The organism is Agromyces sp. NPDC058110, assembly GCF_042884735.1.
Taxonomy (GTDB): Bacteria; Actinomycetota; Actinomycetes; order Actinomycetales; family Microbacteriaceae; genus Agromyces.
On record NZ_JBHVTI010000003.1, the window covers coordinates 391,595 to 417,834 of the forward strand.

The 26,240-nt window shown below is 71.3% G+C and carries 26 protein-coding genes and 1 tRNA gene; 16 read left to right on the forward strand and 11 right to left on the reverse strand.

From position 1 onward, the window contains the following. Positions 1-77 precede the first annotated feature (77 nt). The 3 genes from ACFVS8_RS09330 to ACFVS8_RS09340 all read left to right on the forward strand — a co-directional run bounded on the left by ACFVS8_RS09330 (position 78) and on the right by ACFVS8_RS09340 (position 5,013). The gene (locus ACFVS8_RS09330) at positions 78-2,792 is read left to right on the forward strand and encodes a phosphoenolpyruvate carboxylase (protein WP_387060672.1); all 2,715 of its coding nucleotides are present in this window, start codon (positions 78-80) and stop codon (positions 2,790-2,792) included. Between the two features lie 91 nt (positions 2,793-2,883). After that, on the forward strand, positions 2,884-3,339 hold the full coding sequence (locus ACFVS8_RS09335; protein WP_387060675.1) for a MarR family winged helix-turn-helix transcriptional regulator: 456 nt from the start codon (positions 2,884-2,886) through the stop codon (positions 3,337-3,339). Positions 3,340-3,555: 216 nt separating this feature from the next. After that, entirely contained in the window at positions 3,556-5,013 is a 1,458-nt protein-coding gene (locus ACFVS8_RS09340) for an MATE family efflux transporter (RefSeq protein WP_387060678.1), read from the forward strand. 102 nt (positions 5,014-5,115) lie between these two features. Here ACFVS8_RS09340 and ACFVS8_RS09345 read toward each other — a convergent pair whose 3' ends face one another. Then, positions 5,116-5,907, reverse strand: a complete 792-nt coding sequence (locus ACFVS8_RS09345; RefSeq protein ID WP_387060681.1) for an SDR family NAD(P)-dependent oxidoreductase — start codon at positions 5,905-5,907, stop codon at positions 5,116-5,118. An 87-nt stretch (positions 5,908-5,994) separates the two neighbouring features. Between ACFVS8_RS09345 and ACFVS8_RS09350 the strand changes: the two genes are divergently transcribed. Continuing rightward, the gene (locus ACFVS8_RS09350) at positions 5,995-6,483 is read left to right on the forward strand and encodes a MarR family winged helix-turn-helix transcriptional regulator (protein WP_387060684.1); all 489 of its coding nucleotides are present in this window, start codon (positions 5,995-5,997) and stop codon (positions 6,481-6,483) included. 22 nt (positions 6,484-6,505) lie between these two features. Here the strand turns inward: ACFVS8_RS09350 and ACFVS8_RS09355 are convergent, their stop codons facing one another. Next, positions 6,506-7,267 carry an SDR family NAD(P)-dependent oxidoreductase gene (locus tag ACFVS8_RS09355; protein WP_387060687.1) on the reverse strand — a complete coding sequence of 254 codons (762 nt, stop codon included), beginning with the start codon at positions 7,265-7,267 and terminating at the stop codon, positions 6,506-6,508. Positions 7,268-7,272: 5 nt separating this feature from the next. Beyond that, positions 7,273-7,695 carry a nitroreductase/quinone reductase family protein gene (locus ACFVS8_RS09360; RefSeq protein ID WP_387060690.1) on the reverse strand — a complete coding sequence of 141 codons (423 nt, stop codon included), beginning with the start codon at positions 7,693-7,695 and terminating at the stop codon, positions 7,273-7,275. Positions 7,696-7,774: 79 nt separating this feature from the next. Here ACFVS8_RS09360 and ACFVS8_RS09365 point away from each other — a divergent pair, with 79 nt between their 5' ends. After that, positions 7,775-8,338: a TetR family transcriptional regulator gene (locus ACFVS8_RS09365; RefSeq protein WP_387060694.1), complete on the forward strand. Its 564-nt coding sequence runs from the start codon at positions 7,775-7,777 to the stop codon at positions 8,336-8,338. 61 nt (positions 8,339-8,399) lie between these two features. On the opposite strand, the gene ACFVS8_RS09370 is transcribed toward ACFVS8_RS09365, so the two are convergent. Both ACFVS8_RS09370 and ACFVS8_RS09375 read right to left on the reverse strand, forming a co-directional pair. Next, positions 8,400-9,923, reverse strand: coding sequence for an RNA polymerase sigma factor (locus ACFVS8_RS09370; protein WP_387060697.1), 1,524 nt, complete (start codon positions 9,921-9,923; stop codon positions 8,400-8,402). Between the two features lie 7 nt (positions 9,924-9,930). After that, positions 9,931-10,272, reverse strand: coding sequence for a YciI family protein (locus tag ACFVS8_RS09375; RefSeq protein ID WP_387060700.1), 342 nt, complete (start codon positions 10,270-10,272; stop codon positions 9,931-9,933). A gap of 185 nt (positions 10,273-10,457) precedes the next feature. Between ACFVS8_RS09375 and ACFVS8_RS09380 the strand changes: the two genes are divergently transcribed. After that, positions 10,458-10,799 (forward strand): YciI family protein, encoded by a 342-nt coding sequence (locus ACFVS8_RS09380; protein ID WP_387061207.1) that lies wholly within the window; start codon positions 10,458-10,460, stop codon positions 10,797-10,799. Between the two features lie 2 nt (positions 10,800-10,801). Next, positions 10,802-11,149 carry a YciI family protein gene (locus ACFVS8_RS09385; protein WP_387060703.1) on the forward strand — a complete coding sequence of 116 codons (348 nt, stop codon included), beginning with the start codon at positions 10,802-10,804 and terminating at the stop codon, positions 11,147-11,149. 4 nt (positions 11,150-11,153) lie between these two features. Here ACFVS8_RS09385 and ACFVS8_RS09390 read toward each other — a convergent pair whose 3' ends face one another. Then, positions 11,154-12,470, reverse strand: coding sequence for an FAD-binding oxidoreductase (locus ACFVS8_RS09390; protein WP_387060706.1), 1,317 nt, complete (start codon positions 12,468-12,470; stop codon positions 11,154-11,156). Positions 12,471-12,559: 89 nt separating this feature from the next. Beyond that, complete coding sequence (locus tag ACFVS8_RS09395) at positions 12,560-13,432, reverse strand: LysE/ArgO family amino acid transporter (RefSeq protein ID WP_387060709.1); 873 nt, start codon at positions 13,430-13,432, stop codon at positions 12,560-12,562. A gap of 71 nt (positions 13,433-13,503) precedes the next feature. Here ACFVS8_RS09395 and ACFVS8_RS09400 point away from each other — a divergent pair, with 71 nt between their 5' ends. Both ACFVS8_RS09400 and ACFVS8_RS09405 read left to right on the forward strand, forming a co-directional pair. Then, positions 13,504-14,397, forward strand: coding sequence for a LysR family transcriptional regulator ArgP (locus tag ACFVS8_RS09400; RefSeq protein ID WP_387060712.1), 894 nt, complete (start codon positions 13,504-13,506; stop codon positions 14,395-14,397). A gap of 179 nt (positions 14,398-14,576) precedes the next feature. Further along, positions 14,577-14,750 carry a CsbD family protein gene (locus ACFVS8_RS09405; RefSeq protein ID WP_387060714.1) on the forward strand — a complete coding sequence of 58 codons (174 nt, stop codon included), beginning with the start codon at positions 14,577-14,579 and terminating at the stop codon, positions 14,748-14,750. 124 nt (positions 14,751-14,874) lie between these two features. On the opposite strand, the gene ACFVS8_RS09410 is transcribed toward ACFVS8_RS09405, so the two are convergent. The 3 genes from ACFVS8_RS09410 to ACFVS8_RS09420 all read right to left on the reverse strand — a co-directional run bounded on the left by ACFVS8_RS09410 (position 14,875) and on the right by ACFVS8_RS09420 (position 19,266). After that, positions 14,875-16,101: a pyridoxal phosphate-dependent aminotransferase gene (locus ACFVS8_RS09410; RefSeq protein WP_387060717.1), complete on the reverse strand. Its 1,227-nt coding sequence runs from the start codon at positions 16,099-16,101 to the stop codon at positions 14,875-14,877. Between the two features lie 115 nt (positions 16,102-16,216). Next, the gene (locus ACFVS8_RS09415; RefSeq protein WP_387060720.1) at positions 16,217-17,671 is read right to left on the reverse strand and encodes an MFS transporter; all 1,455 of its coding nucleotides are present in this window, start codon (positions 17,669-17,671) and stop codon (positions 16,217-16,219) included. 80 nt (positions 17,672-17,751) lie between these two features. After that, positions 17,752-19,266, reverse strand: a complete 1,515-nt coding sequence (locus ACFVS8_RS09420) for a deoxyguanosinetriphosphate triphosphohydrolase family protein (protein ID WP_387060723.1) — start codon at positions 19,264-19,266, stop codon at positions 17,752-17,754. A 151-nt stretch (positions 19,267-19,417) separates the two neighbouring features. On the opposite strand from ACFVS8_RS09420, the gene ACFVS8_RS09425 reads away from it, so the two are divergent. The 6 genes from ACFVS8_RS09425 to rplA all read left to right on the forward strand — a co-directional run bounded on the left by ACFVS8_RS09425 (position 19,418) and on the right by rplA (position 25,384). Next, positions 19,418-22,480 carry a hypothetical protein gene (locus tag ACFVS8_RS09425; RefSeq protein WP_387060725.1) on the forward strand — a complete coding sequence of 1,021 codons (3,063 nt, stop codon included), beginning with the start codon at positions 19,418-19,420 and terminating at the stop codon, positions 22,478-22,480. A gap of 114 nt (positions 22,481-22,594) precedes the next feature. Next, positions 22,595-22,667, forward strand: a tRNA-Trp gene (locus tag ACFVS8_RS09430). A 40-nt stretch (positions 22,668-22,707) separates the two neighbouring features. Then, positions 22,708-22,983: a preprotein translocase subunit SecE gene (gene secE / locus ACFVS8_RS09435; RefSeq protein ID WP_092966478.1), complete on the forward strand. Its 276-nt coding sequence runs from the start codon at positions 22,708-22,710 to the stop codon at positions 22,981-22,983. A 62-nt stretch (positions 22,984-23,045) separates the two neighbouring features. Then, on the forward strand, positions 23,046-23,975 hold the full coding sequence (gene nusG, locus ACFVS8_RS09440; protein WP_387060729.1) for a transcription termination/antitermination protein NusG: 930 nt from the start codon (positions 23,046-23,048) through the stop codon (positions 23,973-23,975). A gap of 157 nt (positions 23,976-24,132) precedes the next feature. After that, entirely contained in the window at positions 24,133-24,561 is a 429-nt protein-coding gene (gene rplK, locus ACFVS8_RS09445) for a 50S ribosomal protein L11 (RefSeq protein WP_067872872.1), read from the forward strand. 133 nt (positions 24,562-24,694) lie between these two features. Continuing rightward, on the forward strand, positions 24,695-25,384 hold the full coding sequence (gene rplA, locus ACFVS8_RS09450) for a 50S ribosomal protein L1 (protein ID WP_387060733.1): 690 nt from the start codon (positions 24,695-24,697) through the stop codon (positions 25,382-25,384). A 110-nt stretch (positions 25,385-25,494) separates the two neighbouring features. Here rplA and ACFVS8_RS09455 read toward each other — a convergent pair whose 3' ends face one another. Next, positions 25,495-25,767 (reverse strand): acylphosphatase, encoded by a 273-nt coding sequence (locus ACFVS8_RS09455; protein ID WP_387060736.1) that lies wholly within the window; start codon positions 25,765-25,767, stop codon positions 25,495-25,497. 94 nt (positions 25,768-25,861) lie between these two features. Here ACFVS8_RS09455 and ACFVS8_RS09460 point away from each other — a divergent pair, with 94 nt between their 5' ends. Beyond that, on the forward strand, positions 25,862-26,227 hold the full coding sequence (locus ACFVS8_RS09460) for an iron chaperone (protein ID WP_387060738.1): 366 nt from the start codon (positions 25,862-25,864) through the stop codon (positions 26,225-26,227). Positions 26,228-26,240: the final 13 nt, after the last annotated feature.

The window sequence follows — 26,240 nt, forward strand, 5'->3', positions numbered from 1 at the left end:
TCGCGATCGGCCGGAGTGCGTGTGAACATCGCGTCACAGGATTTCGACCTCGCGGGGCCCCGCAGTAACTTCGAGGAATGCCCAGCACCTCGGAATCCGCATACGACCGCGACCGCGAACTCGTCGTCGGCGACATCGACGCGAGCTTCCGCGCCGACGTCAGCCTGCTCGGCGGCCTGCTCGGCACGATCCTCGTCGAGGCCGGCGGGCAGGAGCTGTTCGACGACGTCGAGCGACTGCGCCACGCGACGATCGACGCGCACGAGACCCGCGATGCCGCCGCGCTCGCCGAGGCCGAGCGCATCGCCGCGTCGTTCGACCCGGCCAGGGCCGAGCAGGTCGCCCGTGCCTTCACCGTGTACTTCCACCTGGTGAACCTCGCCGAGGAGCACCAGCGCGTGCGCATCCTCCGGGCGCGCGCCGAGTCGCGCGAGCGTCTCTCGCGCGTCGAAGCGGCCGACGTCGAACAGGCCGAGGCCGCGACCGCCACTGGTGTCGACGGCTCGCTCTCGGCCACGATCCGCCAGCTGGTCGACGAGGTCGGCGCCGACGAGGCGCGCGCGAGGGTCGAGCGCCTGCGGTTCCACCCGGTGCTCACGGCGCACCCGACCGAGGCGCGCCGTCGCGCGATCGCCTCGGCGATCCGCCGCATCGGCGAGCTGATCGACGAGCGCGGCGACCTGTCTGGCGGCGACCGCACGATCGCCGAGATCGACCGCCGCCTGCTCGAGGAGATCGACATCCTGTGGCGCACGGCGCCGCTGCGCACCACGCGCCCGACGCCGCTCGACGAGGTGCGCACCGCGATGGGCGTCTTCGACCAGACCCTCTTCGAGGTCGTGCCGCAGGTGTACCGCAGCATCGACGACCGGCTGCAGCCGGCCTCGGCCGGACGCGCGACCCCTGTCGCCCCGGCCTTCCTGCGCCTCGGCAGCTGGATCGGCGGCGACCGCGACGGCAACCCGTTCGTGACCGCCGAGACCACCCGCGAGGCCGCGCACATCGCCGCGGAGCACGTGCTGCTCGGGCTCGAGCGCGCCGCCAAGCGCATCGGCCGCACGCTCACGCTCGATGCGAAGGAGACGCCGCCCTCGGCCGGGCTCTCCGAACTGCTCGCCGCGCAGGAGGCGCTCGCGCCGACCGTGACGGCGACCATCGGCACCAGGGCCCCGCACGAACCGCACCGCCGCGTGCTGCTCGTGGTCGCCGAGCGCATCGCCGCCACGCGCCGAGGCGACGCCGACCTCGCCTACACGGGCCCCGATCAGCTCATCGCCGACCTCCGCGTGCTGCAGGCGTCGCTCGCCGAGGGCGGCGCGGTCCGCAGCGCGAACGGCGAGCTGCAGCACCTCGTCTGGCAGGCCGAGACGTTCGGCTTCCACCTCGCCGAGCTCGAGGTGCGCCAGCACTCGAAGGTCCACCGGCAGGCGCTCGCCGAGATCCGCGCGGGCGGCGAACTCGGCGAGACGACCGAGGAGGTGCTGTCGGTGTTCCGCGTCATCGCCGACCTCCAGCGCCGCTTCGGCGTGCGCACCGTGCGCCGCTACATCGTCTCGTTCACGCAGAGCCCCGAAGACCTCGCGAACGTGTACGAGCTCGCGGCGGCGGCCCTCGGCGATGCGGCGGCGGATGTCGCGATCGACGTCGTGCCGCTCTTCGAGACGTTCGCCGACCTCGAGGCGAGCGTCGACATCCTCGAGGCGATGCTCGGCGACGAGCGCGTGCAGGCGCGCCTCGCGGCGACGGGTCGCAGGGTCGAGGTCATGCTCGGCTACTCCGACTCCTCGAAGGACGTCGGTCCGGTGTCGGCCACGCTCGCCCTGCACCGCGCCCAGGCGCGCATCGCCGTGTGGGCCGAGCGCAACGACATCGAGCTCACCCTCTTCCACGGTCGAGGCGGAGCACTCGGGCGTGGCGGCGGCCCGGCCAACGAGGCCGTGCTCGCGCAGCCCGCGGGCTCGGTCGACGGCCGGCTCAAGATCACCGAGCAGGGCGAGGTCATCTTCGCCCAGTACGGCGACCCGGCCATCGCCAAGCGGCACCTCGAGCAGATGGCCTCCGCGGCGCTCCTCGCCGGCAGCCCGTCGAACGAGGCGCGCAACCGCGCCGCCGACGAGCGGTTCGCGTCGCTCGCGACGACGCTCGACGAGTCGTCGCGCACGCGGTTCCACTCGCTCGTGAAGTCCGACGGCTTCGCGCCGTGGTTCGCCGACGTGACCCCGATGGAGGAGATCGGCGCGCTCGCGCTCGGCTCGCGCCCCGCCCGCCGCGGGCTGTCGGTCGAGTCGCTCGACGACCTGCGCGCGATCCCGTGGGTGTTCTCGTGGAGCCAGGCCCGCATCAACCTCGCCGCCTGGTTCGGACTCGGCACCGCGCTCGAGGCCGTGGGCGACGAGGCGCTGCTCCGCGAGGCCTACGCCGAGTGGCCGCTGTTCACCGCCATGATCGACAACTTCTCGATGTCGCTCGCGAAGACCGACGAGCGCATCGCCGCCCGGTACCTGGCGCTCGGCGCTCGCGACGACCTCGCCGAGCTGGTGCTCGACGAGATGCGGCTCACGAAGGAGTGGCTCGGCCGGGTCACGCAGAGCGACGAGCTGCTGGTCGCCCGCCCCGTGCTCGCGAAGGCGGTGCGCCTGCGCAGCCCCTACGTCGACGCCCTGTCGCTGCTGCAGTTGCGCGCGCTCACCGCGATCCGCTCCGGCGAGACCGACCTGCCGAGCGACGACCACCACGCGTTGCTCCTGCTCACCGTGAACGGCGTCGCCGCCGGCGTGCAGAACACCGGGTGAGCCTGCCCCGGCGCGGCGGGCGAACGGGGGATCGCGACGAGGTCACGTGGGTCGGTTGACAGTTTGAGATCTAACAGTTAATGTTCTAACTATGACTGAAACGGATGCCTCCGGCCCTCCGCTCACGACGAGCCTCGACCTCATGAGGTGGATCGGGTGGGAGCAGCGTCGGGCGCTCGACGAGTGGCTGCGTGCGCGCGACCTCTCGCACGAGCAGGCGTTCGTGCTGGGCTATCTCGCCCAGAACCCGGGGTCGATCCAACGAGACCTCGCCGACGTCAGCCGCACCACGCCCGCGAGCGTGTCGAGCCTGCTGCAGGGGCTCGAGCGCCGCTCGCTCATCGAACGCCGCACCGACGAGGTGAATGCGCGCATCAAGCGCGTGCACGCCACCCCGGCCGGCGCCGAACTCGTGTCCGGATTCGGAGACGCGGCCGCCGATGTGAACCGTCGCGTGCTCGCCCCGCTCTCGCCCGACGAACGCGACCGCCTGCACGCCCTGCTCACGAAGATCACCGACCCCCTGCCGCGACCGAGTCGCGACTGAGCCCCGCCGCCGAGACGCGGCGCCGCTCCCTCCGAATCCCATCCGCCTGACGGGCGGCCTCCTCCGGCGTGCCCGAGCGCGGGGCCATCCGGCGCGCCCGCGCCGTCGCCCCGCCCGCACCGTCGCGCCGCCCCTCGGTGCCCCGTCACCGGGCACCCTCGACTCTCTGGCGCCGCTCGCGCCCGGGCTCGCCTGCGCGCCCCGAAAGGACCTCTCATGACCATCTCGACCCCTCCTGAATCCCAGGCCGTCGTCGCCCCGCCCGCCGAAGTCGGCAGCAACCGCTGGGTCCTCTCGGCGGCTCCCGTGCTCCGCGCCCTCGTGCACCTCAGCGTGCCGATGGCCGCCGCCTTCGTCGTCAGCGCTCTCTACAACGTCATCAACGCGGGGTTCATCGGCTCCCAGCACGACACGTCGCTGCTCGCGGCCGTCACGTTCGGCACGCCGATCCTCGGCCTGATCATGGCCGTCGGGAGCATGTTCGGTGTCGGCGGCGGCGCGCTGGTGTCGCGCCTGCTCGGTGCCTCCGAGCACGATACCGCCCGCGGCGACGACGTGAGACGCGCCTCGTCGTTCTCGTTCTGGGGCGCCGTCGCCTCGGGTGCGCTGCTCGGCGCACTCGGGCTGCTCCTCCTGCAGCCGCTCGTCGGCGCCCTGGGGGCGTCGGGCACCGCGGCCGCGGCAGCGACGGGAGAGTACGTCGCCGTGATGCTCGCCTTCATGCCCGTGCTCGCGGCGGCGTTCTGCATGGAGCAGCTCGTACGGGCGGAGGGCGCCGCCACGCAGGCCATGATCGGGCTGATGCTCACGACCGGGGCGAGCATGGTGCTCGACGTCGTCTTCATCCTGATGCTGCACTGGGGCGTGGGCGGGGTCGCGCTCTCGATGGGCTTGGCCAACCTGCTCGCGATCGGCTACTGGGTGCGGTGGCTCCACCGCAGCGGCGCCGCGGTGAGCGTGGCGCCGAAGTGGTTTACGCTCGCCCGCCCGACGGTGGGACCGGTGTTCTCGATCGGTGTCGGGGCGCTCGGCCAGGCCGCCTTCATGATCGTCACGAGCCTCGTACTGAACACCCTCGCGGCCGGGTACGGCGAGGGACCGCTGGCCGCGATGGGCGTCGCCGTGCGCATCGCGCAGGTGCCGGAGTTCCTCATCATGGGCGTGACGATGGGTGTGCTGCCCCTGCTCGCCTATGCCTACGGCAAGGGCGACCGCGCCAGGCTGGGCAGCGCGGTGCGCACGTCGTTCGTCGTGGTGGGCCTGCTCGGCGTGCTGTTCTCGACCCTCGTGTTCGCGTTCCGCGACCAGGTCTTCGGCCTGTTCTCCGAGGACACCTCGCTGCTCGCCATCGGTGCGGTGATCATCACGGCCCAGCTGGTCGCGATGGTCGCCAACGGGTTCACCGGACTGCTCACCTCGCTGTTCCAGGCCTGCGGCAAGGCCGTGCCGAGCATCGTGATGTCGATGGCCCAGGGCGTGCTGTTCATCCCGGTCGTGATCGTCGCGAACCTGTGGTTCGGGCTGCCCGGCATCATCTGGGCGCTCACGGTCAGCGAGGTCGCCGTGCTGGTGGCGGGCCTCGCCATGTGGCTCGCCCTGCGCCGTTCGATCGCCGCGGGCCTCGCGGCCGGCACGCCCGAGCGTGCCGAGCAGGCGCTCGCCGAGACCGCCTGAACCGGCGACGGGCTCGCCGCCAGGCCGGCGCGCGAGCCCGTCGTCTCGCTCGTCTCCGCGGATGCGCGGCAGCCCGCCGCGATCGCGCCGCAGCCGCCCCGGTCAGAGCACGGTCGTGAGCACTCCGCCGTCGGCGCGGAGGGCCGCGCCGTTGGTCGCTACGGAGCGCGGACTCGCGAGGTAGCGCACGAGGTCGGCGATCTCGTCGGGCTCGATGAATCGCTGCAGCAGAGACGTCCGGTTCTGTCCGATGATGGCCGCCTTGAGGTCCGCCTCGCCGACCGCCTGGGCGGAGGCGAGCTGCGCGACCGTCTGCCTCACGCCGTCGGAGTAGGTCGGGCCGCCGAGCACGGTGTTCACCGTGACCGCGGTCCCCGCGGTGAGCTTCGCCAAGCCGTTGGCGACGGCGAGCATGGCTGCCTTGGTCATCCCGTAGTGCACCATGTCGGCGGGCACGTTCACGCCCGATTCGCTGCTGATGAAGATGACGCGTCCGTCGCCCCTGGAGAGCATTCCCGGAAGCAGGTGGCGGGAGAGACGTACGCCGCTCATCACGTTCGCATCGAAGAACCGCTGCCAGTCCTCATCCGTCGTCTGGTCGAAGGGCTTCACCTCGAAGAGGCCGACGTTGTTGACGAGGATGTCGACGTCACCGATGCGACCGATCAGCTCCGTCGCCTCGGCGCCGTCTGCGAGGTCTCCGGCGACGCCGTCGACGCGCCCTCCGGCAACGACGGTGCGCAGACGGGCCACGGCTTGCGCCACCCGCGCCTCGCTTCGACCGTTGATCGTCACCAGGGCCCCCTCTTCGAGCAGGGCCCGTGCGATCGCGTACCCGATCCCCTGCGTCGAACCGCTCACGAATGCGCGCCTGCCGGTGATTCCGAGATCCATCGAGTGCTCCTTTTTAGTTGCTTGGGCAAGTGAATAACCAGAATATTCACTTGCCTGAGCAAGTCAAATTGGCGTAAGTTCGTACGCATGGCTTCGGATGGTCCAGATGACGTGCTCACGGGTGAGGCCCTCGAGACCTGGTCGGCGTTCGCGACCGTGCTCGAGTGGTTGCCGCCGGCGCTCGACGCGCAGCTGCTCCGCGATGCCGAGCTGACCCACTTCGAGTACGGGATCCTCTTCGCCCTGGGTAACGAGCCCGGCGGAACGCTGCGCATGCGCGTGCTCGCCGAATACGCGAACAGTTCGCTCTCGAGGCTCTCGCGCGCGATGTCGCGTCTCGAGAGGCGCGGCTGGGCTCGCCGAGAGCCCGACCCGGTCGACGGCCGGTCGACGCTCGCCGTGTTGACTGCGGCGGGGCGGACGAAGCTCGTCGAGGCCACGCCCGGGCACGTGCAGACGGTGCACCGGTTGGTGCTCGGCGTACTGACCCCGGCTCAATCTCGCCAGTTGCGCGAGATCAGTCGACGGATCATGGGCGCGATTCGCGAAGACGACGGGTGGCGTCCCGCGTCGTAGTCGAACGCCGGTCTTCGTAAAGTCAGAGCAGGCTGCCTCCCGAGACCTCGATTCGCTCGGCGGTCACCCATCGCAGGTCGCCCGATGCCAGGGCGGCCACGGCGTCGGCGATCTCCTCGGGTTCGCCCACGCGACCGAGCGCCGTCGCTCCCGCGAGCGTCTCGCGGAGGTTCGCATCGTCTCGCATCGCACCCCCGTTGAAATCCGTGGCCGTCGGTCCGGGCGCGATGCAGTTGACGCGGATGCCGCTCGGTCCGAGTTCGACCGCGAGACTCCGCGTCAGTGTCTCGAGTGCCGACTTCGAGGCGGCGTAGAGCGAGGTGCCCGCGCTCACGTGTCGGGTCAGGGAGGTCGAGATGTTGACGACCCGTCCGCCGTCTCCCATTCGGCGCGCGAGGGCTCGGGTGAGGAAGAACGGGCCGCGGACGTTGGTCGCGAACAGGGCATCGAACTGCTCGACCGTCGCCTCGTGCAAGCCAGCGAACAACCCGATGCCGGCGTTGTTGACGAGGACGTCGATCCCGCCCGCCGACCAGCGGCGCCCCACTTCGGCAAGGAGTTCGTCTGCGAAGCGGTCGATCGATGCGGTGTCCGCGACGTCCAGGCGAATGGGGAAGGCCTCGCCGCCGAGCTCTCGGATCGAGCGCACGACGCCCTCGGCCTCCAGGCGATCACCGCGGTAGGTGAGCACCACGCAGAAGCCGCGCCTCGCGAGCGCCATCGCAGTGGCACGACCGAGCCCGCGGTTCGCACCCGTGACGACGGCGACTCGGGGAAGTTCCACGGCCCTCATCTGACGCCCCCTTCGAAGGCGACCCGGATGAGCGGGCTGCCGTTCACCCATTCGTCGAGCGGTTCGACGGGCTGGGGGATTCCCGCGGGATTCGACGGCTGGTTGAGGTCGTCGATGACCGAGGAGAACACCGCCACTCGCTCATCGGCGTCGAGGATCGGGGTGCCGATGGCACGCAGGTCTGCGTGCACGCCGTGCTTGAGATGGAAGAGGAACTCCGGGTTCGCGACGATGTTCGCGTACCAGGAGCGTCGGGCCGGCGACGAGGTGAGATAGATCCGCCCGTCCGACCGATAGAACCAGACCTCGATCCGTCGCGCGGCGCCCGTCTTCGCGCCCGTCGTGGTGATGTCGATCGTGCGTTCCCGGGCGGTCGATGCGGGCGTGATGGTCAGTGCGGCCGAGATGAGGGGGTCCATGGAGCTCCAAGTAAGTATCTATTTACTTATAAGATAGACCCGGAAGGTGGAGACGGTCAACATCATTGGGAGGAGCGCCATGGGTGGGCGGGACGCAGAGGCCACGAGGGGTCGCATCCTCGCAGCGGCAGTGGCGGAGTTCGCCGCGCACGGACTCTCGGGGGGTCGTGTCGACCGCATCGCCGCCGGCGCGGGAAGCAACGTCCGGATGATCTACGCCTACTTCGGCGGCAAGACTGCGCTCTTCGACGCCGCCCTCGCGGAAGCCGTGCTGAAGATGTCGCGAGAGGTCCCGCCTCGAGCGGAAGACCCTGCCGGCTGGGCGGGCGAGGTCTTCGACTTCCACCAGCGCGACCCTGCTGTGCTCCGGCTCTGCCAATGGGCGCAGCTCGAGCGACCCGAGGCGGCATCGGAGCCGCTTGAGGTCTACTCGCAGAAAGCGGCTGCGTTCGCAGGTACCGGCTCTCGCGGGTTCGCCGCGGTGGATCTGCTGGTCATCATCTACGCCATCGCGCAGGCGTGGCAGCTGGCGCCGTCTGGCCTGCTCGCCGCCGACCCGGCCGCCGATGCCCGGAGTCGCCGCTCGGCGGTCGTCAGCGCGGTCGCGCGCATCGTGGCCGGCTCCGGTTCGCCGACGGGCTGATCGTCGATCGCTTCCGAAGCGAGCCGGCACGGGGCGATTCCGGGCTCAGGGGTCTGAGGTCTCAGGCTGGTCGGCCGTCGAGCCCGTCGAGCCCGCCGAGCCGCCGCCTGAGGAACCGGCGCTCTGGGCCCGTAGGCGCAAGCGCGATTGCCTCGAGGTAGCGGTCGGCCGCGGCATCCGTTCGCCCGAGCCTGCGCAGCAGGTCGGCCTGCGCCGCCGGCAGCAGGTGGTAGCGCTCGAGCGATCCGGATGCCGCGAGCCGGTCGAGTTCGTCGAGGCCCGCCTGCTCGTGGCCGGCGAGGCCGACCGCGACGGCCCGGTTGAGCTCGATGACCGGCGACGGGCTGAGCGCCAGGAGCGCGTCGTACCGCCGCACGATCGCGGCCCAGTCGGTGTCGTCGGGGTGGGCCGCTCGCGCGTGCTCGCGCTGGATCTCGGCCTGCAGGCGGTACGGGCCGGCCGCGGCATCCGGCGCACCTGCATCGAGGGTTACGCGTAACCGGTCGAGCCGGTCGAGCCGGTCACCACGGTCGAGCCGGTCGAGCCGGTCACCACGGTCGAGCCGGTCGAGCCGGTCACCACGGTCGAGCCGGTCGAGCCGGTCACCACGGTCGAGCTGGTCGAGCCGGTCGAGCACGGCCAGCCCCTCGGCGATCTCGTCGGCGTTCCAGCGCGACCGGTCCTGCTCGTCGAGCGGCACGAGCTCGCCGCCGCCGTCGACCCGCGCGGCCGATCGGGCGTGCTGCAGCAGCAGGAGCGCCAGCAGGCCCGCGGCCTCCGGCTCGTCGGGCATGAGCCGGGTGACGAGCCGGGCGAGGCGGATGGCCTCCTCCTGCAGATCGAGCCGCAGCAGCCGATCGCCCGAGCTCGCGAGGTAGCCCTCGTTGTGCACGAGCATGAGCACCGCGAGCACGCCGTTCAGGCGTCGTCGGAGGTCGTCGCCCTCCGGCACCCGATAGGGGATGCCCGCGTTGCGGATCTTGCGCTTGGCCCGCACGAGCCGCTGCGCCATGGTGGCCTCGGGCACCAGGAATGCGCGCGCGATCTCGGGCGTCTCGAGGCCGCCGACGGTGCGCAGGGTCAACGCGACGCGGGCCTCGAGCGGCAGTGCCGGGTGCGCGCACGTGAAGATCAGGCGCAGCCGGTCGTCGATCTCGTCGGCGGCCGCGGCGAGGTCGGCGGGGTCGATCGGGGCGTCGGGCCCGCGCAGCTCGTCCGTCACCATCCACTCCCTGACCTTGTCGATCTCGACGCCTCGCCGCCGCAGCACGTCGAGCGCCCGGTTGCGCGCGACGGTCGTGAGCCAGGCGCCCGGGTTGTCGGGCACGCCCTCGCGGGGCCAGCGCTCGGCCGCTCGCACGAACGCGTCGGCCGCTGCATCCTCCGCGAGGTCCCAGTCGCGGGTCGCGCGGATGAGCGTCGCGACCACCCGGCTCCACTCCTCGCGGTAGGCCACGTCGACCGCATCGCGCACCGCGTCGCGCACGCCGGCGCGCCCGTCGCCGAGCACGTCGTCATGCACGGCGCGCACGCCGCCGTGATCGGCATCCGTCGGACTCCCGGGCTCGGGTGCGGCCGTCGTCATCGGCCGATCACTCGTCGTCCGATCCGTTCCAGAACGGTCGAAGCTCGATCCGGCCGCCCCTCGCCATCGGATGCCGCGCCGCGATCTCGATCGCCTGGTCGAGGTCGTCGCACTCGAGGATGTCGTAGCCGGCGATCCACTCCTTCGATTCGGTGAACGGGCCGTCGGTCACGAGCGTCTCGCCGTCGCGCACCCGCACGAGCGTGGCGTCGCGAACGGGCTGCAGTCGTTCGCCGTCGACGCGCGTGCCGCGCTCGTCGTTCTCGGCGACCCACTGCTCGATCGGGATGCCCTCGTCGCCGGAGCGGTCGGGCTGGGTGTCGGTGGCGACGAACATGAAGTACTTCATGAAAACTCCTCGGTCTCGTTCTTCACGGTATGCCCAGGCGACGAACGGCGACAGCGCGGATCGACACCTTCGCCCGAATCGATCCCGCAGACGAGGAATCGAGCGGATGTCGCCGCCCCTGTCGATTCGTCGGCCGGCCGTTCGTCGCAGGTGCAAGAGCACGAAGACGAGAGGAGTATGACGTGATGGAGATCATGATGTTCGTGGTCGCGGATCCCGAAGTGGACGCCGGACCGGTCGATGAGGAGGCCGTCGCCGAGTGGGATCGCGTTCGCGCCGAGCAGGGCGTGCTGACGCGGGCCATGCGCCTTCGACCCGCCGACGAGGCGATCACCGTGCGCGTGCGCGGCGGCGAGACCATCGTCACCGACGGTCCGTTCACCGAGTCGAAGGAGTGGATCGCGGGGTACGACATCCTCGAGCTGCCCGATCTCGACGCGGCCGTCGAACTCGCCAAGGGCGACCCGCTCGCCCGTCATGGTGCGCTCGAGGTGCGCGCGTTCTGGCCGTTGAACGGAGGGGAGTAGTCGTGGAGGTCTTGATGTTCGTCGTGCACGACCCCGAGGCCGAGCCCTACGTGGCCGAGGAGGACGACATGCACGCCTGGGGCGCCGAGGTCGAGCGACGCGGCGTCTGGATCGCGGGCGACCGACTGCGCCCGGCCGAGTTCGCCCGAACCGTGCGCGTGCGCGGCGACGAGGCGTTCGTGACCGACGGCCCGTTCACCGAGTCGAAGGAGTGGATCGCCGGGTTCGACGTGCTCGAGGTGCGCGACCTCGACGAGGCGATCGAGATCGCGGCCAAGCACCCGATGGCCCGGTTCGGGCGCATCGAGCTGCGCCGGGCGTGGCCGCTCAGCGAGGGCTTCGAGCGCTGACGGGTCAGGCGGGCGCGATGTGGTGCGCGGGGCGGAACACGTCGCCGGGGTCGACCTGCGCCTTGATCGAGCGCAGCCGGGCGAGCACCGCAGGCGGGTAGATCGTCGCCAGCACGCCGTCGCCGTACTCCTGCGTGAAGTTCGCATAGCGGCCGCTGGTGCGGTCGAGCGGTGCGCCGACCTCGAGCTGGAGGTCGGCCACCGTGGCCTCGTCGACGCCGGGGTCGAGCACTCCGTTGACGACCAGGAACGCCTCCGCGTCGCGGAACGCGATCGGGGTGGCGTCTGGAGCGACGCGGCCGAAGGCGCCGCCCAGCGCGCGGAGCATGAGCATGGTCGGCGCCGCGGCCCCCAGGGCGTGCACGCAGGCATCGAGGAACGCGTCGTCGAGCTCGGGCACGAAGCCGTTGCCGCCGACGAATCGGAACGGGGGCTTGCCCGGGGGTGCGGCCTCGAGCAGGTCGCCGTAGTCGAGCGGGGCGAGCGAGACGTCGGTGACCGAGGGGAGCTCGAGCAGCGGCGCGAGCAGCCCCCGGAGCTCGGCCTCGGTGCCCCTGAGCGCCACGCCGAGCTGCGGCCCGCCCGGCATGTCGGGGCCGAACGGCGGCATGATCAGCAGGGTCGAGTTGAGCTCGTCGGGCGAGGCGAGGGTGATGTCGCGCCAGGCGCGCAGCACCGCCGGCACATCGGACTCGTCGAAGCGCACGTGGCCGCCGACCAGCCCGTCGACGGGCACCGCGCGGAAGGTGAAGCGCGTCACGATGCCGAAGTTGCCGCCGCCGCCGCGCACGGCCCAGAAGAGGTCGGGGTGCGAGCGTTCGTTCGCGGTGACGACCGCACCAGCGGCCGTCACGAGCTCGACCTCGGTCAGCAGGTCGATCGCGAGCCCGTGCGTGCGCACCAGCCAGCCGATGCCGCCGCCCACGCCGATGCCGCCGACGCCGACGTCGCGGGTGTCGCCCGAGGTCACGGCGAGGGCGTGCGGGGCGAGGGCGTCGGCCACGTCGGACCAGTGCGCCCCGCCGCCCACGTCGACGAGGTCGCCGTCGCGGAGCCCGACCGAGCAGAGCGCCGACAGGTCGATCACGATGCCGTCGGCGGCGGGCTCGCTGCCGTGGCCGCCGCTGCGCACGTGGATCGCCACGCCGAGTCGCACGGCGGTGCGCACCGCCTCGGCGACCTCGTCGGCACTCGCGGGCCGCACGACGGCCGCGGGTGTGCCTGGGCCGAGGAACACCGTGCGGCCGGCGTCGTACTCGGGGGTGTCGGGCCCGAAGGTGCTGCCGGGCAGGGCGTCGCTCAACGTCGAGAGGATGGACATGCCGGGAGTCTGACAGGCGCCGCCGACATCCGGAATGCCTGATCCCGGCCGAAAGTCGCGGCCGCGCCCACCCGGTCGCGGGTGACGCGTCAGTGCGGCAGCACGAGCATGACGCCGAGCGCGATCATGACGACCGCGATGACGCCGTCGAGGATGCGCCACGCGCGGGGGCTCGCGAGCACGCCGCCGAGCAGCCTCGCGCCGTAGGCGAGGCCGAAGAACCACACGATGCTCGCGAGGCCGGCGCCGAGCGCGAAGGCCCAGCGCCCGTCACCGTGCGTGTTCGCGATCGATCCGAGCAGGAACAGCGTGTCGAGGTATACGTGCGGGTTCAGCCAGGTGAGCGCCAGGCAGGTGAGCACGGCCGCCGTCAACGTCGTGCGGCCTGCGCCGGCCGCGGCGCCGGCGCTCGTCGTGCGGCCGTCGCTCGCTCCGGCTGCGGCGTGCTGCCCGGCGTGCTGCCCCGCGTGAGCAGCGGGTGCGTCTTCCGCCTGCGTCAGCGTCGGAACGGCGGATGCCGCGGCCGGGCCGGGAACGGCGGCCGAGGTGTCCCGACCCGAGCCTTCCGCACCCGGGCCGCCCGCGGCATCCGTCCGGTCGTCGCCCTCCGCCGAGCCGGCGCCGCGGTCGCCCGTGCCCGGTCCGGAGCCCGGCCCGGCGACGAGAGCCTCGCCGCTCGGCCGGATCGCGCGCCGAGCGGCGAGCAGGCCGTAGACCACGAGGAACGCGGCACCGGCCCAGCGCACCGCCTCGACGAGCCACGGCACGGCCTGCAGCACCGCGCCGACGCCCGAGACGCCGAGCACGATGAGCGTCAGGTCGCTGAGCGCGCAGATCGCCGCGACCGCGAAGACGTGCTCGCGGCGGATGCCCTGGCGCAGCACGAACAGGTTCTGCGCGCCGATGGCGACGATGAGCGAGAGGCCGAGGCCGAGGCCGGCGAGCACGGACGAGAAGGGCACGTCTCGACGCTAGGCGCGCTGGGGTCATCAATCCAGCTCAAGTTCCTACAGAAGCATTAGCGTTGCTTCAGATGGAGATCCCGATCGACCTCGCCCGCACGCTTGCCGTCGTCATCGACGAGGGCACCTTCGACGCGGCCGCGCGCCGGCTGCGCGTGACGCCCTCGGCCGTCTCGCAGCGCATCAAGGCCCTCGAGCAGCAGCTCGGCCGCGTGCTCGTCGTGCGCAGCAGGCCCGCCAGGGCGACCGAGGCCGGCGCCGCGGTCGTGCGCCTGGCCCGTCAGCTCGCCCTGCTCGAACACGACACGCTCGCCGGGTTCGGGCTCGACGCCGAGCCCGGGTCGTCGCCGCGTCCGGTGACCCTGCCCCTGGCGGTGAACGCCGATTCGCTGGCCACCTGGTTCCTGCCGGCGCTCGCCCGGGTCGCCGAGCGGCGCCCGGTGGTCTTCGACCTGCACCGCGACGACCAGGACTTCACCGCCGGCCTGCTCGAGTCGGGCACGGTCATGGGCGCGGTCACCTCACAGGCCGAACCCGTCGCCGGATGCCTCGTGCGACCGCTCGGCACCATGCGCTACGAGGCGGTGGCCACCCCCGCCTTCGCTGCGCGCTGGGGGCTGCCCGAGCGTACGGACGCATTCGCGCTCGCGCCCGTCGTCGAGTTCGACCGGCGCGACGACCTGCAGCGGGAGTACCTCGGCGAGCGCGGACTCGACGCCGACGCACCGCCCCGCCACTTCGTGCCGGCGTCGGCCGACTTCGCGACCGCGATCAAGCTCGGACTCGGCTGGGGCCTGCTGCCCGGATTCCAGTCGGCCGACGAACTCGCCGCCGGCACCCTCGTGCCGCTCGGCGGCCCGCCGGTCGACGTGCCGCTGCACTGGCAGCAGTGGAACCTGCGCTCGCCGCTGCTCGACGCCGTCGCCGACGCACTCGCCCTCGAGGCGCGGTCGGCACTGCGCTGATCCCCGCGACCGCGCCACCCGCGACCGCGCCACCCGCGACCGCGCCACCCGCGACCGCACGTGATGTAGACCCTTCCGGCTGGGAACTCAACCCCTTGTCGCACGATCGCGCGCGGCGTTGACTCGACTCATGCGCAACCGGCGGACGCCGACCGCGCCGAACGTGAAGGAGACCGAGCATGGGACTCGACGACCGCATCAAGAACACGGCCGAAGACCTCGGGGGCAAGGCCAAGGAGGCCTACGGCAAGGTCACGGGCGACGACGAGAAGGTGGCGGAGGGCAAGGCCGACCAGGCGAAGGCCGACCTGAAGAACGCCGGAGAAGACGTGAAGGACGCCTTCAAGCACTGACGTCGCGATGACTCCCTCGGGCCCGGGGCGGGCCGAGGTGTGAGAAGCGGAAACGCCCGCACCAGGGGGGTGCGGGCGTTGCCGTGTCTCGGGGCGGCGACCCCCGCGAAGGCGATCGCCGGGCTCAGCCGAACAGGCGCTGCAGGCGCTGCACACCCTCGAGCAGCGGCGCGTCGCCGAGCGCGTAGCTGAAGCGCAGGAACCCGCTGGGCCCGAACGCCTCGCCCGGCACGGCCGCGACCTCGGCCTGGTCGAGGATGAGGTCGGCGAGCTCGAGCGAGTTCGTCGGCGTCACGCCGCCCCACTCGCGATTCAGCAGGCCGGTGACGTCGGGGTACACGTAGAACGCGCCCTCGGGCACCGGCACCGTGAGCCCGTCGATCTTCGACAGCTCCGACACGATGAGCCTGCGGCGTCGGTCGAACGCCCGGCGCATCTCCTCGACCGCGTCCTGCGGGCCGTTCAGCGCGGCGATCGCGGCGCGCTGCGAGATGTTCGACACGTTCGACGTGAGGTGCGACTGCAGGTTCGCGGCGCCCTTGATCACGTCGGCCGGGCCGACCATCCAGCCGAGTCGCCAGCCGGTCATCGCATAGGTCTTGGCGACGCCGTTCACCAGGATCGTCTGGTTCGCGAGGCCGGGCACGGCCTCGACGATCGAGACGGCGCGGGGCGCGGGCGCACCGACCTCCGTGTCGAGCCCGGCGTACGTGAGGTTCTGGTAGATCTCGTCGGAGATCACCCAGATGCCGTGCTCGAGCGCCCACTCGCCGATGGCGCGGGTCTGCTCCGGCGAGTACACCGCACCGGTCGGGTTCGACGGCGAGACGAAGAGCAGCACCTTGGTGCGCTCGGTGCGCGCGGCCTCGAGCTGCTCGACCGTGACGAGGTAGCCCTGGTCGGAGCCGGCGAACACGTCGACCTGCACGCCGCCGGCGAGCTTGATCGCCTCGGGGTAGGTGGTCCAGTAGGGCGTCGGCACGAGCACCTCGTCGCCCGCGTCGAGCAGCACCTGGAAGGCCTGGTAGACCGCCTGCTTGCCGCCGTTCGTGACGACGACCTGGCCGGGCGAGACCTCGAGGCCCGAGTCGCGCAGCGTCTTCGCGGCGATCGCCTCGCGCAGGTCGGGAAGGCCCACGGCGGGGGTGTAGCGGTAGTTCTTGGGGTCGTGCGTGGCCGCGAGCGCGGCCTCGACGATGTGATCGGGCGTCGCGAAGTCGGGTTCGCCGGCGGCGTACGAGATGACGGGGCGGCCCTCGGCCTGCAGGGCCTTCGCCTTCGCGTCGACCTTCAGGGTCGCGGACTCGGCGATGGCGGCGATACGGGCGGACAGGCGGGTGCGTTCGGTCACGACGACAAGCCTACGGCGCGTCGGCCCCGCATGACAGGGCGACGGATGCCGCGAGCGGTCGCCCGTGGCATCCGTCGCCTTCGCGTCGCTCGCCGTCGCGTCATTCGGCGTCGCGTCACTCGGCGTCGCGCGCCGAGAGCGGCCGCGCGATGTCCTCCAGCGACTTCCGTTCGGCGTCCACGCCGAGGAACACCTCGACGAGCCCGGCCGCGATCATGAGGCCGGCGCCGATGTAGTAGCCGATCGCCACGGCCGAGACCCCGTCCTCGATGAGCTGCCCGAAGAGGATCGGGCCGATGATGCCGCCGAGTGCGGTGCCGAGCGCGTAGAAGAACGCGATCGACATCGCGCGCGTCTCGAGCGGGAAGATCTCGCTCACGGTCAGGTAGGCGCTGGAGGCGCCGGCCGAGGCGAAGAAGAACACGACGACCCAGCACGCGGTCAACCAGAACGCGTCGAGCACCCCGCCCGCGAACAGCATGCCGGTGATCACCAGCAGCACGCCCGAGCCGATGTACGACGTCGAGATCATCACCTTGCGGCCGATGCTGTCGAAGAACCGACCGAGCAGCAGCGGGCCCAGGAAGTTGCCGATCGCGATGGGCACGAGCGACCACGGTGCGATGTCGTCGGGCACGTCGAGCAGCTTCGTGAGCACGAGGGCGTAGGTGAAGAAGACGGCGTTGTAGAGGAAGGCCTGCCCGATGAAGAGCGAGAGCCCGAGCACGAACCGCTTCGGGTACTTCGTCACCGCGGTCTTCGCGATCTCGACGAAGCCCGTGCTCGCGCGCTGCTCGATGCGGATCGCGCGGTCGTCGGGCACGGGTTCGAGCGCGGTGCCGGTCTCCTCCTCGATGGTCTGCTCGATCTCGCCCACGAGTTTCTCGGCGTCCTCGTCGCGCCCGTGGATGAACATCCACCTCGGCGACTCCGGCACGTTGCGGCGCACGAGCAGGATCACGAGGCCGAGCACCGCGCCGAGGCCGAAGGCGAGGCGCCAGCCGAGGTCGGGCGCGAAGAGCGCCGGGTTCAGCAGGAAGACCGTCAGGATCGCGCCGAACGCGGTGCCGAGCCAGTACGACCCGTTGATGGCGAGGTCGACGGCTCCGCGGCGACGGGCCGGGATCAGCTCGTCGATGGCCGAGTTGATGGCCGCGTACTCGCCGCCGATGCCCGCGCCGGTGAGGAACCGGCACACGAAGAACCAGAGGGGCGTGAACGAGAACGCGGTCGCGACCGTGGCGGCCAGGTAGAGGCCGAGCGTGATGATGAACAGTTTCTTGCGGCCGAACCGGTCGGTCAGGTAGCCGAACACGAGCGATCCCACGCAGGCGCCCGCGACGTAGATGCCCGCGGCGAGGCCGACGTCGGCCGTGGTGAGCCCGAGCCCGCTCTCGGGCTCGGTCAGGCGAGCGCCCAGCGCACCGACGATCGTCACCTCGAGCCCGTCGAGGATCCACACGGTGCCGAGCCCGAGCACGACGAGCCAGTGCCACCTCGCCCACGGCAGCCGGTCCATGCGCGCCGGGATCTTCGTCGAGATCGTCTTCAGGTTCGTGGTCGTCGTCATCGTCAGCCCTCCGTCGGGGCCGACGCTAGCCCTGCGAGCGGCCGCGGGCACGGGGTTGACAGGCGTCGCCGCCCGCGTGGCTACAGGTTCTGCCCGATGTCCCACAGCCGGTCGGGGCGCCCGTCGATCGCCTCGGACACCGCGAGGGCCTGGTCGTCGCTCAGGGACGCGACGTAGTCGACGACGCCGCGGCCGACGCCGAGGCGGTGCACGTCGCCGGCATCCGGGATCGGCACGCCCTCGGGCTTCACGACGCGCAGCAGCGCGTAGCCCTCGGTCGCGAGGTCGACGAGCTCGCGCAGCCGCTGCGGCACCCGGTGGCGGTCGATGTCGTCGGTGATCCACGCCGTGAGCCCCTTGACGGCGCGCGTCAGCACCCGGCTGAGGCCGCGCTGGTACATCGCGATGTCGGCGCGGTCGAGGATGAAGTGGCGGTGCACGAACTTCAGCACCTCGACCTCGTGCCAGGCGAGCCGGTCGAGCGTCACGAGGCCCGTGCGGATCTCGTCGGCGGGCGCGGGCACGACCGACGTCTGCAGGTGGCTGATCCACCGGTTCGTGAATGACGAGAGCGAGCGCTCCGAGGCGATCGAGCCGTCGAACGGAATGGCGAGCAGCCCGTCGACGAGGTCGTCGGCCACGACGTCGACGGCCTCCGCGAACGCCTCGTCGGAGGCGATCCAGGCGTCGGAGCGGTGCAGCTTGCGACGCAGGCCCTCGAGCGCGGCGCCAGGGGGAGCCGATCGGGCCGCGATCGCGTCGTCGTCGAGTTCGCGCAGGGTCGCCCCGTCTTCGATGAACCCGCGGAACTCCCGGGCGACCGACCCCTGGCTGAGCAGGCCCGCGCGGTAGAAGTCGTCGACGTCGTGGATCGAGTACGCGATGTCGTCGGCGATGTCCATGATCGAGCACTCGAGCGACTGCTGCAGCGGCGGCAGCCCCGTGCGGGCCGAGAACAGGTCGGCCGAGTCGAGGTCGTAGGCCGAGAACTTCGCGACCTCGACCCCGCCCGAGACGCGCCGCATGCCGCGAGGCAGCGGGCCCGCCGGCAGCGACGCGGCGTCGACGAACCGCGTCCACGGGTACTTCGCGACCGCGGCGCGCACGGCCGCCGTCAGGTTGAGGCCGTGCGGGGCGTTCGCCGAGACATCCAGCGTCGCGATGATGCGGTAGGTCTGCGCGTTGCCCTCGAAGCCGTCGGAGAGGCCGAGCGTCTCGCGCGCGAGCCGGTCGAGCACGCGCTCGCCGAGGTGCCCGAACGGCGGGTGGCCGAGGTCGTGGGCGCTCGCGGCGGCCTGCACGGCGACGGCGTCGCAGCCGTGCTCGAGGGCGAGCGCACGGGCCGGCGACGCGGCATCCGTCAGCCCGACGGCGATGGCACGGGCGACCGCGGTGACCTTGATCGAGTGCGTGAGGCGGTTGTGGATGAGCGGGCCCGCACCGGGCTGGGCGATGACCTGGGTCACGGCCGAGAGCCGCGAGAAGTAGGGCGAGAAGCGGATGCGCTCGAGGTCGAGCCGGAACTGCGAGTGCTCGCCCGTGACCTGCACGCTCGTGCTGGGCTCGGTCACGAGCCTGGTTCCGCGTTCGAGCATCGTCGAGCCCCCATCCGTTCGGCGCAGCGGCCGGAGGGCGGATGCCGCGCCCCGGCGTTGCTCCCAATCTACGGGTGGTGCGCCCGCCCGCCGTCGCCGTCGCGCGCATCACGACTGGGTCACGCGACCCACTTCGGGGTATGCTCCGCGCGTGACGAAGCACACCGGCGCGACGAGGCGCCCTGCTCGGCCCGCGCTCGCCGTGGTCGCCGCCCTGATCCTGCTCGCGCTCGGCGCGGGCGTCGCCTTCGTGCTGACCGACGCGCTCGGCATCAGCACCGAGTCCGCCGACATCCCGGTCGAGTCGCCGCAGGCCGAGACGGTCGCCGCGACCGTGGCACCGCCCGAGTTCACGCGCATCGCGGCATCCGATGCGCCCCGTGTGACCGCGGCCGTCGACGAGCTCATGGACGCGGTCTCGGATGCCGCGGCCACCGACGGCACGGCGACGCTCGAGGTCGTGGTGGGCGACGGCGACCCGGCCGACGAGGCGTACGCGCTCGAGGGCGAGCCCAGCGCCCTGCGCGTCGTCGCGGCGAGCGAGACCGGCGCCGTGCGCGGCGTGTACGACCTGGCGCAGGCCGTGCGCGACGGCCGCTCGACGTCCGAGCGCCTCGGCGAGCGCGTCGAGTCGCGGCTGGGGTTCCGCATGGCCGACCTCGGCGCGGTGGGCGTGGCGGTCGACGAAGAGGCCTGGGCCGCCGGCGACGACTACTCGCACAACTCCAAGGCGTTCGAGGACGTGATCCTGCCCGACGCGCCCTACATCGACCAGGACGCGCTCGCCGTCGCCCGCGACGACTTCGACGCCTACGTCGCGCACCTGCTCGCCGAGGGCTACACGGCGATCGCCGTGCCCGGGCTGCTCGAGTACCTGACCTTCTCCGACGTCGGCGACGGCACCGAGGTCTACGAGCCGGGCGACGAGCACGTGGCCCGCGCCCTCGCGATGCGTGACGCGTTCGGCCCCATGTGGCAGTCGGCGAGGGATGCCGGCCTGCAGGTGTTCCTGCGCACCGACATGCTCGTCGTCACGACCCCGCTCGAGGAGTACCTGACCGAGCGGTTCGGCTCGCTCGACACCGAGGACCCCGAGTTCTGGCAGGTCTACGCGGCAGGTCTCGACGAGCTCTACCGCGAGATACCGGCGATCGACGGCGTGCTGATCCGCATCGGCGAGGCCGGCCAGGTGTACGACCTGCCCGACTGGGACTACCGCTCCGCGCTCGCGGTCACGACGGTCGACGCGGTGCAGGCGATGCTCACGACGCTCCTCGACCAGGCCGAACGGGCCGACCGCGAGGTGATCTTCCGCACCTGGACCGTCGGCGTCGGCGCCGTGGGCGACCTGCACACGAACGCCGACTCGTACCGCACGGTCTTCGAGGGCATCGACTCCGACCGGCTCATCGTGTCGACGAAGTACTCGCTCGGCGACTTCTACAGCCACCTGCCGATCAACGACACGCTCGAGGTCGGCGACCAGCGCCGCATCATCGAGTTCCAGAGCCGGCGCGAGTTCGAGAACTTCGGCGCGTGGCCGAACGACCTCGGCGACCTGTACGCGCAGACGCTCGATCGCCTGCTCGCGGCGAACCCGCACATCGAGGGCATCTGGACGTGGACGCAGGACGGCGGCCCCTGGCGCGCCGGTCCGCTCTCGCTCGAGCTCAAGGCGGGGTTCTGGCAGCTCGCGGAGCTCAACACCGAGCTCGCGGTGCGCCTCGCCCGCGACCCGTCGCTCGACCCGGCATCCGTCACCGCGGACTGGGCGAGGCGGTGGTTCTCCGACGACCCGGTGACCGTGCAGGCGATCGCCGACGCGATGACCGACTCCCGCGAGGCCATCGCCGACGGGCTCTACATCGGGCCGTACGCCGAGCACCGCGTGCGGGCGATCGGCCTCGAGCCACCGCCCATGATGTGGATCTTCGAGTGGGACATCCCCACGGGCGACAGCGCCGCGCTCGACGTGATCTACGCGATCGCGCGCGACGACCTCGACGAGGCGATCGCGGGCGGGCCGCGGGCGGTGGCGGCCGTCGAGCGCATGCAGGCGCTCATCGAGGGCACCGACGCCGCCTCGTGGAAGGATGCTGCGCTTCGCGACGCGTTCGTCGACTCGCTCGCGTACGAGCGCAGCACCCTCGCCATGCTGTCCGACTACCGGGCCATGGTGCTGCGCAAGGCGCAGTGGCACGACACGAAGGATGCCGCGGCCTATGCGGACTGGCAGGAGGCGCGGGCCGCGTGGCTCGAGTCGTCGGCCGCGCACGAGCGCGACTACGCCGGCGACCCGTACCACCCGGCCTACAACCTGACCGCCGCCCGTCTGGGGCTCGAGCGCGGCGACCGGGACCAGGCGATGGGCTGGGCCGCCGGTGCGAGCCTCGTGCTCGTGCTCGCCTGGCTCGCGTACGGTGCAGCCGCCCGGTCGCCTCGGATCGGCCGATGGCGCGGAGCCCGGCTCGCGCGGGCCATGTGGGTCGCCGGCACGCGTCCGTGGCGCGGGCCGGAGGTCGTGACCGGGCTCGGCCGGATCGAGCGGGTGCTGCTCGTGGCGGTGCCCGCGGTGGCGCTCGTGCTGAGCCGGTGCATCCTCACGTGGTTCGCCGCTCCCGCGCACCTCGTGGCGACGCTCGGCGCGTGGCTCGTGTTCGGCGTCGTGGTGCTGCTCGGGGCGCGCGTGCTCGGCGGCCGGAGTGCCGTGGGCCCGGTCGCGGCGGCACTGGCCGGCGCCGTGCTGCTGCGGGTCGCCCTGCTCTCGTTCGCGCTCGCGCCGACGGGGCCCGGCGGCTACTGGTTCGGGTTCTGGACCGACCCGGTTGCGCGCTCCGCCTACTCGACGGTCGCGTTCGCGCTGTTCGCCTGGGTGATCGTCGCCGCCGCGTGGGCCCTCGCGCAGACGATCGGCGCCCGGCGCGCGATCGGGGTCGTGACCGCGGCGTGCGGCGCCGCCCTGGCCGTGATCGCCGGACTCGTTGCCATGGTCGGCCTCGAGGCCGCCCTCACGGCCTGGAATGACCAGATGGCGCTGCTGCCGTGGGGCCTCTCGCGCATCCTCGGCATCACGGTCTACCTCGGCATCCCGGCGGATTCCGCGTGGTGGGCGGCCCTCGTCGGCGTCGTCGTGGCCGCCCTCGGAGGGGTGCTCGCGTTCGCCGCTCGGCGGCGGAAGTCGCCCCGGTTTGGCGGTGGGGCATCCGTCGCCTAAACTTGCTGAGGTTGCGCACGACGACCAAGCTTTCCCGTGCCCGAATGTCTTCGGATCTCGAGTATGGTTGGTTGGCCGGTCGCAGTGTGCGATCCTCGGAGGCGAAGTCTCCGAAGGGCGGTGGCTCAATTGGTAGAGCAGCGGTCTCCAAAACCGCAGGTTGCAGGTTCGAGTCCTGTCCGCCCTGCGAGCCGGCAGTGATTGCCGGCCCACGAAAGGTGTACGAGGTGGCACGGAAGATCATCGACGAACCCAGCGAGGACGTCGTCGCCAACGCGAAGCGCGAGCGCGCGGCGCGGCGAAACCCCTTCGCGCGGATCGCGTTGTTCATCCGGCAGGTCATCGCCGAGCTGAAGAAGGTCGTCACCCCGACCCGCAAGGAGCTCTTCAGCTTCACCGTGGTCGTGCTCGTGTTCGTCGTCATCATGATGGCGCTCGTCTGGGCCCTCGACTCGGTGTTCGGATGGGTAGTGCTGTACGTCTTCGGGTCGACAGGGGCCTGATCAGCCACTCGTCCTGAAGAACCGCGCGCCGCAGGGCGCACGCAAGAGAAGGAATCGAGAAATTGGCAAAGACTGAGCGCGACGACGTCGACTGGGCCACGGCCGCAGAGCAGTCGGCCGAAGACGACGAGGCCCAGGAGGGCAACTCGCTCGAGCACGACGAGCAGTCGGTCGAGCCCGCCGAGCAGCGTGCGGTGCACGTCGTCGACGACGAGGGCAACGACGTCGACCTCGATGCCGTTCTCGACGCCATCGCCGAGGCGAACGACCCCGAGGCCGACGCCGTCGTCGACGACGCCCTCGACATCGACTCGGTCGAAGAGGCCGACGCCGCGCTCGAGGCCGTCACCGAAGAGAGCGAAGAGCCCGAGCACGACCCCTACGAGGAGTTCCGCAACGAACTGCGCTTCCTCCCGGGCAAGTGGTTCGTCATCCACTCCTACGCGGGCTTCGAGCGCCGCGTGAAGGCGAACATCGAGCAGCGCCGCGAGTCGATGGCCATGGCCGACTACATCTACCAGGTCGAAGTGCCGATGGAAGACGTGGTCGAGATCAAGAACGGCCAGCGCAAGATGGTCACCCGCGTGCGCATCCCCGGCTACGTGCTCGTGCGCATGGACCTCAACGAGGAGAGCTGGTCGGTCATCCGCCACACGCCCGGCGTCACCGGCTTCGTGGGCAACGCCCACAACCCCGCGCCGCTGCGCTTCGAAGAGGCCTTCGGCATGCTGAAGAGCCTCGTCGAGATCAAGGACGTCGCACCCGCCAAGGGCGCGAAGGCCGGCTCGTCGGCAGGCGCCGCACGCGTCGTGCAGGCTGAGGTCGACTTCGAGATCGGCGAGACCATCACGATCAAGGACGGCTCGTTCGCGGGCCTGCCCGGCACGATCAGCGAGATCAAGCCCGAGAGCGGCAAGCTCACCGTGCTCGTCTCGCTCTTCGAGCGCGAGACCCCGGTCGAGCTCAGCTTCGACCAGGTCACCAAGCTCTAACCACCTTCACAGGTACGACGCAGCGGCCCTCTGGGTATACTCGGAGGGTTGTGCTGCGTGAGGCAGAGCCCACCACCACAGACCACCGCCCTCCGGAACCGCCGGTCGAGCGGGAGAGTGCCCAGGACTTGGGCGTTCGAACAGAAAGAGAGAAATCATGGCACCGAAGAAGAAGGTCACTGGTCTGATCAAGCTTCAGATCAAGGCCGGCGCCGCCAACCCCGCCCCGCCCATCGGCCCGGCGCTGGGTCAGCACGGCGTCAACATCATGGAGTTCTGCAAGGCGTACAACGCGCAGACCGAGTCGCAGCGCGGCAACGTCATCCCCGTTGAGATCACCGTCTACGAGGACCGCTCCTTCACCTTCATCCTGAAGACCCCGCCCGCCGCAGAGCTCATCAAGAAGGCTGCCGGCGTCGCCAAGGGTTCGGGTGTCCCGCACACCACCAAGGTCGGCAAGCTGACCCAGGCGCAGGTGCGCGAGATCGCCGAGTCGAAGATGGTCGACCTCAACGCCAACGACCTCGACGCCGCGTCGAAGATCATCGCCGGCACCGCCCGTTCGATGGGCATCACGGTCGAGTAATCGCCTCGCCGACCGCCGCGACGTCACGCGTCGAAGGTCGGCACCGGATGCCGCGGCATCCGACCCTTCAGAATTTCACTCGTGGCAGCGCCCGCCAGGCGCGATGACCACACTCTCTCCAAGGAGAACCAACATGGCACAGAAGTCCAAGGCCTACCGGGCCGCGGCCGAGAAGATCAAGGCCGACACCTTCTACACCCCGACCGACGCCGTCGCCCTCGCGAAGGAGACCGGTTCGGCGAAGTTCGACTCGACCGTCGAGGTCGCGCTGAAGCTCGGCGTCGACCCCCGCAAGGCAGACCAGATGGTGCGCGGCACCGTCATCCTGCCCCACGGCACCGGCAAGACCGCTCGCGTCATCGTGTTCGCGACCGGCCCCGCCGCCGAGGCTGCCATCGCAGCCGGCGCCGACGAGGTCGGCGGCGCCGAGCTCATCGAGAAGGTCGCCGCGGGCTACACCGCGTTCGACTCCGCCGTCTCGACCCCCGAGCTCATGGGCCAGGTCGGTCGTCTCGGCAAGGTGCTCGGCCCGCGTGGTCTCATGCCGAACCCCAAGACCGGCACCGTGACCCCGAACGTCGGCCAGGCCGTCTCCGACATCAAGGGCGGCAAGATCGAGTTCCGCGTCGACAAGCACGCCAACGTGCACTTCGTCGTCGGCAAGGCCTCGTTCTCGCAGGAGCAGCTCGACGAGAACCTGAAGGCCGCCCTCGAAGAGGTCGTCCGTCTCAAGCCGTCCAGCGCCAAGGGCCGCTACATCCAGAAGGGCGCCGTCTCGACCACGTTCGGCCCGGGCATCCCGCTCGACGTCAACGCGATCTGATTCGCGCAGACCCCTCCGCCCCAGCGCTTCGCGCCGCGTGACGGAACGAAGGGCCCATCGGTTCGCCGGTGGGCCCTTCGTCGTCTGCGGGGGTCTCCTGCGGCATCCGCTTACCGGACGATGCTGAAGCCGTCTTCGTCGTCGCGCAGCTCTGCCTCGGTCACGGAGATGCCCGAGACGGCCGACCCGGGCGGTCCCTGCTCGAGGCGGCGCAACAGCTCGTGCACGGCCGCCGCCGCACCCTGAATCTCGGCCTCGACGGTGCCGTCGGGGAGGTTCCGCACCCAGCCCGTGACGTCGAGGCGCTGGGCGTGCTTGCGTGCGAGGTACCGGTAGCCGACGCCCTGCACGAGGCCGCTGACGATGACGTGCCGACGGATCATCCGCCAACCCTATCCGCCGCGGGTGTCCCCAGTTCGCGGGGCGGAGGGGCCTGCGCGCTGGCCGCGCGGGGGGAGCCGGTGGGAGGATTCCGCCATGGGGATCATCGACGCGCATCTCGATCGCGCAGACGTCGCGAATCGCGCCGCCCTCGAACGCGTCTACACCATCGCGCGCGAGAGCACACCCGATCTCACCGAGGGTGAGAGCTACGGCATGCCCGCGCTGCTCTACCGCGGCAAGGGCTTCGTCGCCGCGCTCGAGTCGAAGGCCCACCTCGGCCTCTATCCGTTCAGCGGAAAGGTGCTGCCGACGCTGGCCGACCGCCTCGACGGCTTCGACTGGTCGCAGGGCGCCCTGCGGTTCAGTGCGACCCACGAGCTCCCCGATGACCTGCTGCGGCTGATCTTCGAGGCCCGACGCGAAGAGATCGACCGGCAGCTCGACCGTCGCAAGCGCTGACGGACGGCGTCGG